The organism is Thalassotalea sp. SU-HH00458, assembly GCF_040362795.1.
Taxonomy (GTDB): Bacteria; Pseudomonadota; Gammaproteobacteria; order Enterobacterales; family Alteromonadaceae; genus Thalassotalea_H; species Thalassotalea_H castellviae.
Window position 1 is genome coordinate 93,764 of sequence record NZ_BAABWW010000010.1, and the last position, 13,997, is coordinate 107,760.

A 13,997-nucleotide genomic window follows, 5' to 3' on the forward strand; every position below is an offset into this window, starting at 1 on the left:
TTATTCGGGGGAATTGACATGCAAATCAAAGATACCAGTGATCAGGATGTCCAGATCACAGTACAAAAATCAAAACCTAAATTTTGGTTAACTCTAATTACTTCATTTACCATCCTCGTCCTGATTATCTGGCAAGTGGCTCCTGCCGCAAGTCGATGGAGCCAAGCCAGTGAATCTATTTCAATCGATCGCGTGAGATTATCCACTATCACTCGAGGTGATTTCATCAGAGATATTTCAGTATTAGGCCGAGTTGTTGCAGCAGTTAGTCCAACCGTTTATAGCCCCGCAGACGGCACAGTAACACTCTTAATTGAAGCGGGTCATGAGGTAAAAGAAGGCCAAGCATTAGCCACCCTAGATAGCCCTGAATTAACCAGCCAACTTTTTCAACAACAAGCCACGCTTGAAGGACTTGAGTCAAGTTATGAACGTCAACAAATACAATCAAAAAAACAACGTTTACAAGATCAGAAAGCGGTTGATCTAGCCAATGTCAGATTAATTTCCGCCAATCGTGAAAAGCGTCGCGCTGATCAAGGATATGAAAAAAATGCCATCAGTCAGATAGATTTTGAAAAAGCACAAGACGAGTTAGAAAATGCTAAATTACAACACCGCCATGCTGAGCAAGACGCAGCATTGAATATTGAAAGCTTAGACTTTGACAGCAAATCGTTGTCGCTCGACATTCGTCGTCAAAAATTACTCGTAAAAGAATTAAAACGCCAAGTTGATGCACTGACCATTCGTTCTCCTGTTAATGGCATCGTGGGGAATTTAAACGCCGATAACAAAACATTTTTAAGTAAAAACCAATCAATTTTAACGGTAGTAGATTTAAGTAATTTAGAAGTAGAAATTGAAATACCAGAAAGTTATGCCGATGACTTAGCCATTGGTATGGACGTAGCTGTACAATTTGAACAACGCCAGTTCAGTGCTCGTCTAGTAACAATTTCCCCCGAAATACTGAATAATCAGGTTACTGGGCGAGTACGCTTCTCTGGTGAAACACCCGCAAAACTTCGTCAAAACCAACGGTTAAATACGCAAATCATCCTTGAACAAAAAAGTAATGTCTTACAAGTGCAACGAGGACAATTTCTCGAAAGCTCAGGTGGCAGATTCGCTTATCTTGTTAATGATGGCTTAGCACGAAAAACCCCTATCACACTGGGTGCGAGAAGTTTAAGTCATGTCGAAGTATTAAGTGGCTTAAGCGAAGGACAGCAAATCATTATTTCAGGCACAGATATGTTTAATTCAGCAGAACAAGTGTTATTGAATAACTAATAAATCAACCATTATAACGAATAATAAATCCACGCGATTCAAGGAACAAACTATGTTAGTCATGAAAAATATCAATAAAATATTTCAAACAGCCGACATTCAAACACATGCACTAAGAGATTTTAATTTAACCGTCAATGAAGGGGATTTTATCAGTGTGACTGGACCTTCAGGCTCAGGTAAAACAACGTTCTTAAATATTGCCGGCTTATTAGAAACGTTCACCGATGGTGAATTTACCTTAGACGGAAAAGACGTTGGTAGCCTAAATGATAACGGCCGTTCAAAAATGAGAAACGAGAAAATAGGCTTTGTTTTTCAGAGTTTTAATTTAATACCTGATTTAAACCTTTTTGACAATGTTGATGTTCCTCTGCGTTATAGAGGCTTTAATGCCAAAGAAAGAAAAGCACGTATCGAAGCAAATTTAGCTCGTGTTGGTCTTTCTTCAAGAATGAAACATTTGCCAAGCCAACTCTCTGGAGGACAGCAGCAACGTGTTGCTATTGCACGAGCACTTGCTACTGATCCTCGTTTTTTACTTGCTGATGAGCCGACAGGAAATTTAGATTCTGAAATGGCGCAAGGCGTAATGAGTTTACTCGAAGAAATCAATAAACAAGGCACAACCATTATTATGGTAACCCACGACGCTGAACTTGCTCAACGAGCTTCAAGAACAATTCAAGTGAAAGATGGCCGAGTGAGCGAGTTAGAAATTATTGATAATCAAGCAATTGCTTAATCGATGACTCATTAATTAAGGAGTGGAAATGTTTAACTATTATATAAAAATTGCATGGATCAGTATCTTGCGTCATTGGGGATTAAGCTTACTGATGATTTGCGCAATAGGCTTAGGAATTGGTGCAACTATGACCACCATCACCGTTAATTACCTAATGTCTGCCAACCCAATTCCTCATAAAAGTGAACAACTTTATTATGTACAATTAGACAGTTGGGACGCAAACGACCCGTTTGATGAAGGTCAAAATCCGCCGGATCAAATGACCTATACCGACTCAACAAATTTAATGAAAGCAAAAAAAGCGTTTCGTCAAAATGTTCAAGCGCAAGCTTATGCCGTAATTGAACCCTCTGATCCTGACATTTTGCCGTTAATTGTTGATGGCCGAGCAAATTCCGCTGATTTTTTCGCCATGTTTGATGTACCGTTTCTTTACGGCAATGCATGGTCAGCAAGCGCTGATGAAAATAAAGAACAAGTCGTAGTATTAAATAAAGCCACCAACGATAAACTTTTTGGTGGTGAAAACTCCGTCGGTAAATCGATAAAGATCGACGGAAATATGTTTAGCATTGTTGGGGTGATTGATCATTGGCAACCCAAACCGCGTTTTTATGATATTACCACAGGTGCATTTAACGAATCTGAGGATATCTTTGTCCCATTTAGTTTAATCGCCGAAGAAAAAATTGGTCGCTCAGGCAATACCAATTGCTGGAAGCCCTCTGGTGATGGTTTTCAAGCATTTTTAAATTCAGAATGTATTTGGACTCAATTTTGGGTTGAATTAAGAACCCCGCAAGAAAAACAAGACTACATGACTTTTTTAAATGCCTATGTTGAAGAACAAAAACAATATGGTCGTTTTGAACGTCCACTTGATAACCGTTTAAACACAGTCACGCAATGGTTAGAAGTGCAAGAAGTCGTCGCTGATGATGCAAAAATGATGTTAGCAATGGCACTGATGTTTTTAATTGTGTGTTTATTAAATACCGTTGGTTTACTGCTCGCGAAATTTTTAGGCAAAGCCCCAGAAATTGGACTAAGACAAGCACTAGGCGCTAGTAAGTCAACCTTGTTTTATCAATATATGATTGAATCAGCTTGTATAGGGTTAGCCGGAGGTTTATTAGGCTTATTTCTCGCCTACCTAGGCTTACAAGGCATAGAAACGCTATACGGTGAATATATGCAAGGCTTAGCAACGTTAGATCTCAACATGATGATTTTAGCCGTGACCTTATCGTTACTTGCAACGTTAATTGCAGGAATATATCCCACATGGCGAGCTTGTAAAGTGCAACCTGCTCACCAATTAAAATGTCAATAATGCGAGGAATGTCAAAATGTTAGAAACAGGTTTAATATTTCGCGCATTAATGCGTAACAAAATAGGGGCATTACTTATTGCCCTGCAAATTGCGTTAACGTTGGCGATTATGGTTAATGCAATCTTTATGATCCAAGATCGAAATCAGCAAATGTCTCGGGCAAGTGGCCTTGATGAAGCGAATACATTTTATTTAACCAATACCGTATTTGGTGAAAATTATAATAAGCAAGTCAATCTACAAACTGATTTACATGCTATTCGTAACACGCCAGGTATTGTTGATGCCATTCAAATTAATGCGATTCCGCTAAGTGGAGGTGGCTGGTCAATGTCATTGCAACATGAACCAGGTGACGATAAAGACACAATTGGAAGTGCTTTATATATGGTGGATGAACACGCCATTAATACGTTAGGGGTTGAATTAATTGCGGGCCAAAACTTTACTAGCCAAGACATCCAATGGCGAGAAAGTGGCTCAACAAAATGGCCTCCTAAAACGATTATTACTAAAGCCTTTGCCGAGCAACTCTACCCGGGTAACTGGCAGTCAGCTGTTGGTAAAACTTTCTATATTTCACAAACACAACCTATGCAAATAATTGGCATAATGAAAGCGTTACAAGCGCCTTGGAATGGTTGGAGTGGTGTTGAGCGAAGTATGTTAGTGCCCTTTCATATGGACGCAAAAAACAGTCGTTACTTTATAAGAACACAACCAGGTCGGCGTGATGAAATGATGCCTATCATCGAAAAGCTTTTAGCAGAAAGTAATAAAGAGCGCATTATACGCAGAGTGAGTACCATTGAAGAAACAAGGCAAAGAAGTTATCAACGCCATAATGCGACGAATAAAATATTAATGACGGTTATTATCACATTAACTTTAATTACCGGTTTTGGCATAGTCGGATTAGCTATTTTTAGCATTAATAGACGGACCAAACAAATTGGTACAAGACGAGCACTTGGTGCGACGCAATGGCAGATCATGCGGTACTTTATGGTAGAAAACTTATTAATTTCTTCCGTTGGTGTTGTGATCGGTTCAATCGGTGCAATCACATTAAATTATTGGTTAGTAAAAACCTTTAGCTTATCGCCGATCAGTTTCGAACTCGTATTATTTGGTGTGATCGCATTATTTATAGTAGGTCAATTAGCGGTGTTATACCCAGCCAGACGCGCTGCGATGATCCCTCCGGCGACAGCGACAAGAACGATTTAAACATAAAGATCACTTAAAACGGAAAAAAATACAGGCGTTATTATTGAATAATAACGCCTTTTTTTGATTAAAGAATCAAAGGTCAAACAAGATTAACCCAAGTATTCTTGTAAAAAACTTTAGCATTTTATTGTTCATGCTATGATTAAGGCACATAATAAAAACAAAGCTTAAGCCAATGAAATACTCTCAAAAATTCCTTACAACACTTATTCTTACTCTTAGCTCTGCCTCACTATTTGCACAAACTACCTTAATTAAAAATGTCCAAGGTTACACGTTAAATGGTGAAACATTACAAGCGTTTTCGGCCATTACCTTTACCGAGGATAAAATCGATAAGCTTTTTACTAAGCAAGACAAAATTGACAGTCAACCAGATTGGCACATTATCGATGGAAATGGCGCAACTATGCTGCCTGGATTAATTGACGCTCACGGTCATGTCTTAAATTATGGCCAAAGCTTGATGACAGCAGATCTTGTCGGAACCCGATCAGAGCAGGCAGCGGTTCAGCGAACGTTGAAATATGCTCACGAAAATCCGACGCTAACTTGGATAACAGGACGAGGCTGGAACCAAGTACAATGGGATGTTAAAACATTTCCAACGAAAGAGTCGTTAGATGTTGTATTTCCTGATAAACCGGTATGGTTACGACGAGTAGATGGTCATGCAGGTTGGGCAAACAGTAAGGCAATGGCCTTAGCCGGCATTACTCAGCAATCAAAATCTCCCGAAGGTGGCAGCATCATCAGAGATAATAATGGTCAGCCAACGGGTGTATTTATTGATAATGCGATGGCGTTAATAGAAAAAAATATTGCCCCGTTGACAATTACACAACAAAAAAACATTTTGTTAAAAGCGATGCATTCATTGGCAAGCTTAGGCCTCACCAGTGTCCATGATGCTGGTATTGATAGCGAAACGCTTACCGCTTTTCAGCAGCTTAGCGCTGAAGGGAAAATGCCTATTCGTATTAACGCTATGCTGTATTTGCCGACTAACCAATGGCAACAAACCTTAGACAAAGGAACGTTTCATTCAGCAGATCACATGCTTAATTTTAATAGTGTTAAAATTCAAGCTGATGGCGCGCTAGGAAGTCGCGGCGCGGCCATGATAGAAGATTATTCGGATCACGCGGGACATAAAGGGCTACTACTGCATGATAATCAGTCGTTAAGCCATTATATCAATAGTGCGATGCAAGCTGGTTTTCAAGTAAACACCCATGCTATTGGTGATAATGCTAACAAAATAGTTCTCGACCTTTATCAAACAGCAATCAAAAAAAATAACAGTAAAGCGTTACGTCATCGTGTTGAGCATGCACAAATACTGCGCTTAATAGATATTCCGCGTTTTCATGATTTGGGTATCATCGCTTCAATGCAAGCAACGCATGCCACCAGTGATAAAAACATGGCGGTTGATCGGATTGGAGAAGATCGTATTTTAGGCGCTTACGCTTGGCGTAAACTGTTAAACGCCAATACCGTTATTGCTGCCGGCTCAGATTTTCCTGTTGAATCTGCTAATCCATTTTTTGGTCTACACGCTTCGGTAACCCGACAAGACAAGCAGAATTTACCGAAAAATGGCTGGTACCCTGAAGAAAAAATGACTCGCGTTGAAGCTTTAAAAACGTTTACGATTGATGCTGCATTTGCCGGTCATCAAGAAAAAATCATTGGTAGTTTAGCTCCAGGTAAAAAAGCAGACTTTATTTTATTAACCGATAACTATTTTACCAGCGATGAATCAAAGCTTTGGCAAAACCAAGTATTATCAACTTGGGTAAACGGCATACAGGTTTATAAAAAATAAATGAAAAAGGATGATATTTTCCTATCATCCTTTTATTTTTATACTGCAAGTAAAACAGTAAAGAATTACATCTAAAACAGCTTGTTACGATTGATATAACCAAGTCAAAAAACGCTTTGACTCACCAATATTATTAAACGTAAATAATTTAGATCCAATTTTATCTGTAACAACCACATTTCGTTTATTTACCGAAATAGATTGTAATGGCGAAGTGATTGAATACACTTCTTTATTATATGTATATGACATAATAAAACTCTATAAAATGCGCATATGCGCGTAAAATCAAAAGTTATATTATTGGTTTGCAAAACTTTGAGCTTTAGAGCACAAATTAACTACACAGAGACCTTGTCTCAATTCGTTGACAATAATTAAACTTGCTTTAGGGGAAAACTTCGATGTTTAAATTTTTCATGAACCACGTTGCTGTTCTAGGTACTTGCATGTGTTTATCGTCATACGATAAATTATTCAAGTAACAAATATCAGAAACCGTTTAGCTGGCTTTTGGCCAGCATTGATTTGGCATTTCTATAGTGTTTCTACTTGATTTGCGTTAAGTAGCTGCACGTAACAAGTATTCACTTGTAACAAAACCAAAAACATTGTGAAAAATTAAACTCGAAAGTTCGATTCACCCTTGTGATTGCTAACTGTGAAAGGGAAAGACAAAACACAATTCACCGGATAATTGTTTATTAGGTGAAAAGTTAGATAAACGAGAGGAGATTAAATAACAGCGAGATAGTATAGAGAATAATTACATAAGTAAATACTTTATTATAAATAATCAGTATTTAATCTTTAATTCCGCTATTTTTTCACAGTAACTTTCATTACTCTGAGCTAATAATTTTTATCATAGAGCACAGCTGTTCGGTTTAATATAAAACAGACACAGAAGGAAATAGAATGAAATATGTTCGTTTAGGCAGTAGTTCGTTAGAAGTATCACGAATTTGTTTAGGGAGTATGACATGGGGCTTACAAAACAATCAACAAGACGCTAATGAGCAACTTGATTACGCGCAAACTCAAGGGATTAATTTTCTTGATACCGCAGAGTTGTATGCTGTACCTCCTTCGGAAGATACCTATGGTAAAACCGAAACCATCATTGGCAATTGGCTAAAAGCTAACCCATCTCGTCGTAAAGAAATCGTCCTTGCCTCAAAAATTGCAGGGCCAGGCTTATCTTATATTCGTGACAATAGTGAAATTAACAGTAAAACGATTGTCGAAGCCGTTGAAGCCTCCCTTAAACGCCTGCAAACTGATTATATTGATTTATATCAATTACATTGGCCAAATTACACTTCACCTCATTTCGGTAAACATTGGCCTAACAACATTCATTACACGAGTTTTAATGCTGAACAACAAACCGAAAAAATGCTCGATATTTTACAAGGATTGTCGCATTGCATGGCCGCAGGAAAAATTCGTCACTGTGGTTTATCAAATGATACTCCTTGGGGAATAAACCAATATTTACGTTTAAGTGAGCAACACAATTTGCCGCGTATGGTTTCCATTCAAAATGAATTTAGCTTATTACACACCAAAGATTGGCCATATCTTATTGAAAACTGTGTACATGAAGACATTGCTTATTTACCTTGGTCACCATTAGCAACTGGCTTACTTACTGGAAAATACCTTAACGGCAACATTCCCAAAGGCAGTCGTTGGACCTTTATGCAACGCAATGGTCTCTTTAGAGATACGCCTAATACACATAAAGCCGTACAAGCATTTGTTGATTTAGCTAAACAACATAACTTAACGCCGGCTTCATTAGCATTAGGATGGGTGGATCAAGTGAATGGCGTAACATCTACCATAATTGGAGCGACAAGTATGAAACAATTAAAAGAGAATATTCATGCATTTAAAGCTCCTTTATCGGAAGAAATCATTAAAGATATTGGACAAATTTTACAACAGCACCCTTCACCTTTTTAAGAATGGTAAATCTAGTTTTTTAATATAACGAGTCCTTACTGTGGAAAATCGGTTAAGGACTTTTTTATCAATGCATTTCAATGAATGAAAAGTTACATCAATTGTTACTAATTTTGTCACAGCCCCGTTCTTAATTGATTCGACATGAAAAGCTTTGTAACCTAGTATGATAATCACTATAAATCATTAATTTTTATTATGAACTACAAAATCAGCTTATTGCTTTTCACTTTTTCTCTCATTACATCTCCCGTTTTAATGGCTTTTCAACATAATGGTGAAACACTCCCTCCACCAAGAAAATTAACAGAAGAACAAGCAAAAGTTGCGGCAGATAATTACCAAAAATACTGCGCTTTGTGTCATGGTGAAGATAGACAAGGACATGTGAATGATCATGCCCCTTCTTTACGCAGTAAGAGTTTAATGGAGTCTGGCGTTGCCCATCAAATTTTAAGACCTATGTCTTACGGGAGAAATGGTACTGCCATGGGTGGCTACCTTGATGAAGTAGGCGGACCTATGACATTAGCAGAAACTTGGGATTTAACCTATTGGTTGTTTGAACAAGCAGGAGTCGAACGTCTAAAGTTTTCAACCAACCCCGTGACTGGCGATATCAAAAAAGGTGAAAAAACTTACCTTGAAAACTGTACAACATGCCACGGTGTAAATGGTGAAGGAGTTACCGCGCCAGCGTTAGGTAATCAATCAGCATTAGCCCACAATACTGATGAATTTATTCGTCATGCTATTCGTAACGGTCGCCAAGACACGCCAATGCCGGCTTTTAAAGATAAGTTACCTGCCGAAGACATTGATAACATCACTGCATTTTTACGCAGTAAAGCACTTGGTTGGAAAGATGAAAAACCGATATTAAAAGCGTTACCTAAACCAGAAGAATACGTATTCAATCCTGAAGGTGATGATCCAAACTTTGATTTAACAGAAGATAACTACGTTTCATCTGAAGAGTTATTCGCTGCCTTAGAAGCGAAAAACAGAATGGTCTTAATAGATACACGCGTAACCTCTGTTTGGCAAAATGCCCATATTGAAGGCTCAATCCCCTTCCCTTATTACACAGACACGGATATTATCAAAACCGTTGCTGGCATACCAAAAGACGTGCAAATAGTCGCTTATTGTTCTTGTCCGAGAGCAGCAGCGGACTACACCATCAAAAAATTAGAAAATTTAGGCTACACCCGCACAGCCGTTCTGTATGAAGGTATTTTTGGCTGGATGAATCAAGGTTACCCAGTGATGCGTGGTGATATAAAAGACGTACATGATTAGCATGGCGAAAACGTAATGTAGCAGTAATAAGAGAATGATTACCGCTTTTACTAAATAAACTGCTATCATGCTGCCGGATAAAAAGTGGTTTATTTACCCGTTGCTATTAATTGAGTAAAACTTGTATGTTTGTCGGAAATAATAATCAAGTCATCACGCCGTGTATTGGTCAATGTCACTTAGACGCATCAAATGTTTGTACTGGTTGCTATCGAACGTCGTCAGAAATTACTTCATGGATAGATAAGTCAGATGATGAAAAAATTGCCATTGTGATCCGCTGTAAAAAACATATTGAAGCTAAGCAAAATACAAGTTACGAACAGTAAACCATGTCAGAAAAACCACTGACTTTAGACCGCTATGTCTCAATGTGACCCTGAGGGTTAGCTAAAAACCCTTAAATATCAGGTAAAAATTCTTTTCGCCCAACGCGCCAAACCTACAGTAACACTACCGAAATGATCACCAATCACCAATGGAATACCAGGCATTTGCGCTGTTAAGTAATCATTTAACACCGGTGATTTTGCCGTGCCGCCAGTGACAAAAATTACATCAGGTTGACAGCCGGCATTCTTTACCGCTTCGGACATCATTTGGCTAATTTGCTTAAGTTGACTGTTGCTTGCCTCAAGCATTAACCCTCGCGAAACGTCAACACTTAGTTGTTGATCAATGTCATCTAACGCAATGTTTGCTTCATGTGTCTCTGTTAAAGCTATTTTTGCTTGCTCTGCACCATTCACTAAACAATAACTCAACTTTTGATCATGAACTTTCAATAATCGTTCAAATATCTCGGGCTCTGCAGCATCGCGTTTTAATTGCTCTAAAAAACGACGGTTTGCTTGACTATAAAACTCGGTTTGTAGATTGACATTATTAATAGCCACCGCTTGATTGTAACTATTCACCGGCATAGGTTTACCCGTTTTTAAGTAACTATTCATACCAAGGCTAGGCATGATCCCTTTTAACGCTAATTGAATGTCAAAATCATTCCCGCCAATGCGTACACCACTATGTGATAATAAATGTGCGCTTCTATCGGTACTTTCTCGAAACTCAGGTCCCATTAATAACATAGAGCAATCGGTTGTCCCACCACCAATATCTACAACTAATACTTTCGTTTCTTGGCTAAGTGAGGCTTCATATTCAAAACCTGCGGCGACAGGTTCGAACTGAAATTCAACGTCTTTAAAACCGATTCGCTTTGCTGCATTGGTTAACACGTTAATGGCTTGCCGATTACTTTCTTCCCCTTTTAGCCCTTGGAAATTAATCGGTCTGCCGATCACAGCTTTCGTGATGTCTTTTTGTAAGGCCTGTTCAGCATGAGTTTTAATGTTCATCATCATGGCGGCAACAATATCTTCAAATAAGTGAATTTGTGCTTCAACTAAACCACTTGCCCCTAAAAATGACTTTGGCGATTTGATGTAATAGCCTTCTTCTGGCTCATTTAGGTAATTATCGAGTGCCGTTTGCCCAAAAGACAGTTCAGGTGAAATACCATCAAGTTTAAGCTCTCGAATAATGTTTTGACTACGTTGTAAAGATAATCCCCTTTTCGCTTTGAAATCAGCTTGTGCACTTTCTGGTAAACGTTGATAGAGCCAATGACTAATAATGTCGCGACTTGGTGAATATAAAGTAGAAGGAGTAAAGCGGCCATGGTCACCTAGTGATAAAATTGTTGGCTGATCATTATTCATAACACCTACAGCACAATTTGACGTACCATAATCAAAACCTATCATGACTTTTATTCCACCACTACTCAATAAAAAGGCTGCGTAGAATACTGGGGAATAAAGATAAGTACAAGCCAACCTTCTATATTTTACCGCCTTGTTGCGTTAAACAAGCAGAAATTTAAGCTTTGCAAGCGAGCTAAATTCACGTGTTTTTATGGTATAGTGAAACAAATAATGAATTGGGTAGAGTCATTGAAAGCCTGTAATCAATGTGGAAAATGTTGTATCAAATATGGTGATGGCGGCATAGAAGCAACCGTTGAAGAAATTGATATGTGGGCAATATTTCGACCAAATATATATCAATATGTCCGAGAATATAAACTTTGGTTCGATCCTGACACTCAACAACAATTAAGCCAATGCCCATTTTTAGAAAAACTTCCCAATCAAAAAGCTAATGAGCCAGTGAAATATAGTTGTGGGATTTATGAAGATCGCCCACAAGATTGTCGCTTATATCCCAGCAGTATTAATGAAATGGTCCGTGATGAGTGTGAAATGATTGAAACTTTTGATTTAACACACCCTAAACAAGCGCAAGTAGCATTTGAAAAACTAATCGACCATTAATGTATTTTCCCGCTTTAGTATTGGTCGGTCATTGAATATAGACTATTAGCACTCTGTCTGGTCACGTTTAACCAGACACTGTTAAGTGACACTTTCAGTTATAAATAAATCCAACTTAATAAAAATGACAGCGTAACCCACATTAATAAAATGAGTGGGACACCAACCCGAATAAAATCAGAAAACTGATAACCACCAGCATTCATCACTAAGATATTAGTTTTATAAGCCATTGGCGTAGCGTAACTTAAATTCGCGCCAAATAGTACGGCTAAAATAAACGGCTCAACCGGCAAGCCTAATTGAGTAGCAACTGAAATAGCAATAGGGGTACCAATAACCGCTGCAGCATTATTTGAGACAACATTGGTTAATACCGCTAGCATTAACATTAATGCCGACAAAACCCCCGCCGGCGGCAAATCGTACGCCAAGGCGACAAACATTTGCGCAATATAATCGGCACCACCGGTTTGCATCATTGCTGAACCCAAAGCTAAAGAAGCAACAACAATTAAGACCACTTGGCTACTGAGCGCCACCGACAAATCTCGCCAGTCAAGACATTTAGTGATTAATAAAAATAATGTCCCGCACATTGCACTGATGGCGATAGGTAATAAGCCAAAAGCAGCAACCGCAATAACAAAAAATAACACCGCTAATGCCAACGGGGCTTTTTGTGAATAAGGCAACTCAGCTGCGCCATCAATAATTAAAAAGCCCTGATTTTCTTTTAATTCATCAATTTGTTCAGATTCACCCTGCACTAATAACACATCGCCCGTTTGAATCGGTACATGTCCAATACTTCTTCGCCCTATTTCCATGGCATTGCCACCTCGATGCAAAGCAATAACCGATATGCCATAGCGTTTGGCAAACTGAACTTCTTTTAAGGTTCGCCCGACTAAACCTGACTGTTGTACGACAACGATTTCGGCCAAAGTTTGTTTTTCTGCATTCAAAGGATGATTTTCATCTACTTTATGACTACCAGAAAAAAGCGTGGTATGGGTTGCCGATTCGAATTCTTTTAATTGATCCGGATAATCTTTAACCAGTAAACGATCGCCTACTTTTAACTTAGTATCCGGAAAAGGTACAATATTTTGATATTCAGGGCTCCGCTGAACCGCTTGAATATTCATTTGTCCGTCGGTCATTTTTAAAACTTCTGCTACGGTAGTTCCATTAGCGATGCTTTCTTCATTGATATTTAAATAAGCGCTAAAAATACGTGGTGAGGTATCTGGTAATGACGGCGTACGTTTTGGCAATAACTTAGGCGCTATCAACCATAAATAAGCAATAGCAATGCTCGCAGCAATTAACGCAGGAGTAGCGAAGGCAAACATACTGATACGAGGCAACCCCATATCACTGGCCACACTAACCACTAATAAATTGGTAGAAGTACCAATTGTGGTTGTCATGCCACCGACGAGTGTTGCTAAGCCCATTGGTAACAACATTCCCGAAGTATCGGTTCGAGTTCTTAAAGCTACATTCGTAAGTATCGGTAAAAACAAAACCACTATTGGAGTGTTATTAACGAAAGCACTTAAAAAGCCGGCAACAATTAAGGTGATCAGTAATGATAATCCTGGGCTTATTTTCCATAATTTAGCTAAATAACGTCCGACAGGGACTAAAGCCCCTGTTCTCACTAACGCATGACCAATAATCATTAAACCACAAACCGTGATCAAGGCTTCGTGACCAAAACCAAAGAATAAAGATGAGGCTTCTAAATGAGTTCCGTTAATTTCGAAAGGAAAAATAGTAAACAATAAACATAAGATGACCAAAACGGCCAAAGACGATGTTTCAAGTGGAATATCATCGCGACGAAAAAAATATAAAGCAACAACGGTAACTAACAACATTGCTAAAGCATGATTATTCGGTATATCAGGTATATTCACTATTTTTCAACTTAC

Annotated in this window: 12 protein-coding genes; 9 read left to right on the forward strand and 3 right to left on the reverse strand. The window is 38.5% G+C overall.

Going from position 1 to position 13,997, the window contains the following annotated elements; genetic code table 11:
- The first annotated feature begins 18 nt into the window (after positions 1 to 18).
- The 5 genes from ABXH06_RS15045 to ABXH06_RS15065 all read left to right on the forward strand — a co-directional run bounded on the left by ABXH06_RS15045 (position 19) and on the right by ABXH06_RS15065 (position 6,445).
- Positions 19 to 1,296, forward strand: coding sequence for an efflux RND transporter periplasmic adaptor subunit (locus ABXH06_RS15045; RefSeq protein WP_353518734.1), 1,278 nt, complete (start codon positions 19 to 21; stop codon positions 1,294 to 1,296).
- Positions 1,297 to 1,348: 52 nt separating this feature from the next.
- Positions 1,349 to 2,041, forward strand: coding sequence for an ABC transporter ATP-binding protein (locus ABXH06_RS15050; protein ID WP_311583708.1), 693 nt, complete (start codon positions 1,349 to 1,351; stop codon positions 2,039 to 2,041).
- Positions 2,042 to 2,069: 28 nt separating this feature from the next.
- Entirely contained in the window at positions 2,070 to 3,380 is a 1,311-nt protein-coding gene (locus ABXH06_RS15055) for an ABC transporter permease (protein ID WP_353518735.1), read from the forward strand.
- A gap of 16 nt (positions 3,381 to 3,396) precedes the next feature.
- On the forward strand, positions 3,397 to 4,611 hold the full coding sequence (locus ABXH06_RS15060) for an ABC transporter permease (protein WP_311583715.1): 1,215 nt from the start codon (positions 3,397 to 3,399) through the stop codon (positions 4,609 to 4,611).
- 178 nt (positions 4,612 to 4,789) lie between these two features.
- On the forward strand, positions 4,790 to 6,445 hold the full coding sequence (locus tag ABXH06_RS15065) for an amidohydrolase (protein WP_353518736.1): 1,656 nt from the start codon (positions 4,790 to 4,792) through the stop codon (positions 6,443 to 6,445).
- Positions 6,446 to 6,529: 84 nt separating this feature from the next.
- Here the strand turns inward: ABXH06_RS15065 and ABXH06_RS15070 are convergent, their stop codons facing one another.
- Entirely contained in the window at positions 6,530 to 6,697 is a 168-nt protein-coding gene (locus ABXH06_RS15070) for a hypothetical protein (RefSeq protein WP_311583721.1), read from the reverse strand.
- A gap of 666 nt (positions 6,698 to 7,363) precedes the next feature.
- Between ABXH06_RS15070 and ABXH06_RS15075 the strand changes: the two genes are divergently transcribed.
- From ABXH06_RS15075 to ABXH06_RS15085, 3 genes are all read left to right on the forward strand, one after another.
- Entirely contained in the window at positions 7,364 to 8,416 is a 1,053-nt protein-coding gene (locus tag ABXH06_RS15075; RefSeq protein ID WP_353518737.1) for an aldo/keto reductase, read from the forward strand.
- Between the two features lie 198 nt (positions 8,417 to 8,614).
- Positions 8,615 to 9,718, forward strand: coding sequence for a c-type cytochrome (locus tag ABXH06_RS15080; RefSeq protein ID WP_353518738.1), 1,104 nt, complete (start codon positions 8,615 to 8,617; stop codon positions 9,716 to 9,718).
- A gap of 125 nt (positions 9,719 to 9,843) precedes the next feature.
- A complete protein-coding gene (locus tag ABXH06_RS15085; protein ID WP_353518739.1) occupies positions 9,844 to 10,047 on the forward strand; it encodes a DUF1289 domain-containing protein in 204 nt (67 codons plus the stop codon).
- A gap of 78 nt (positions 10,048 to 10,125) precedes the next feature.
- On the opposite strand, the gene yegD is transcribed toward ABXH06_RS15085, so the two are convergent.
- Complete coding sequence (yegD, locus tag ABXH06_RS15090; protein WP_353518740.1) at positions 10,126 to 11,484, reverse strand: molecular chaperone; 1,359 nt, start codon at positions 11,482 to 11,484, stop codon at positions 10,126 to 10,128.
- Between the two features lie 189 nt (positions 11,485 to 11,673).
- On the opposite strand from yegD, the gene ABXH06_RS15095 reads away from it, so the two are divergent.
- A complete protein-coding gene (locus ABXH06_RS15095; protein ID WP_353518776.1) occupies positions 11,674 to 12,054 on the forward strand; it encodes a YkgJ family cysteine cluster protein in 381 nt (126 codons plus the stop codon).
- A gap of 98 nt (positions 12,055 to 12,152) precedes the next feature.
- Here ABXH06_RS15095 and ABXH06_RS15100 read toward each other — a convergent pair whose 3' ends face one another.
- Positions 12,153 to 13,982 carry an SLC13 family permease gene (locus ABXH06_RS15100; protein WP_311583732.1) on the reverse strand — a complete coding sequence of 610 codons (1,830 nt, stop codon included), beginning with the start codon at positions 13,980 to 13,982 and terminating at the stop codon, positions 12,153 to 12,155.
- Between the last annotated feature and the right edge of the window lie 15 nt (positions 13,983 to 13,997).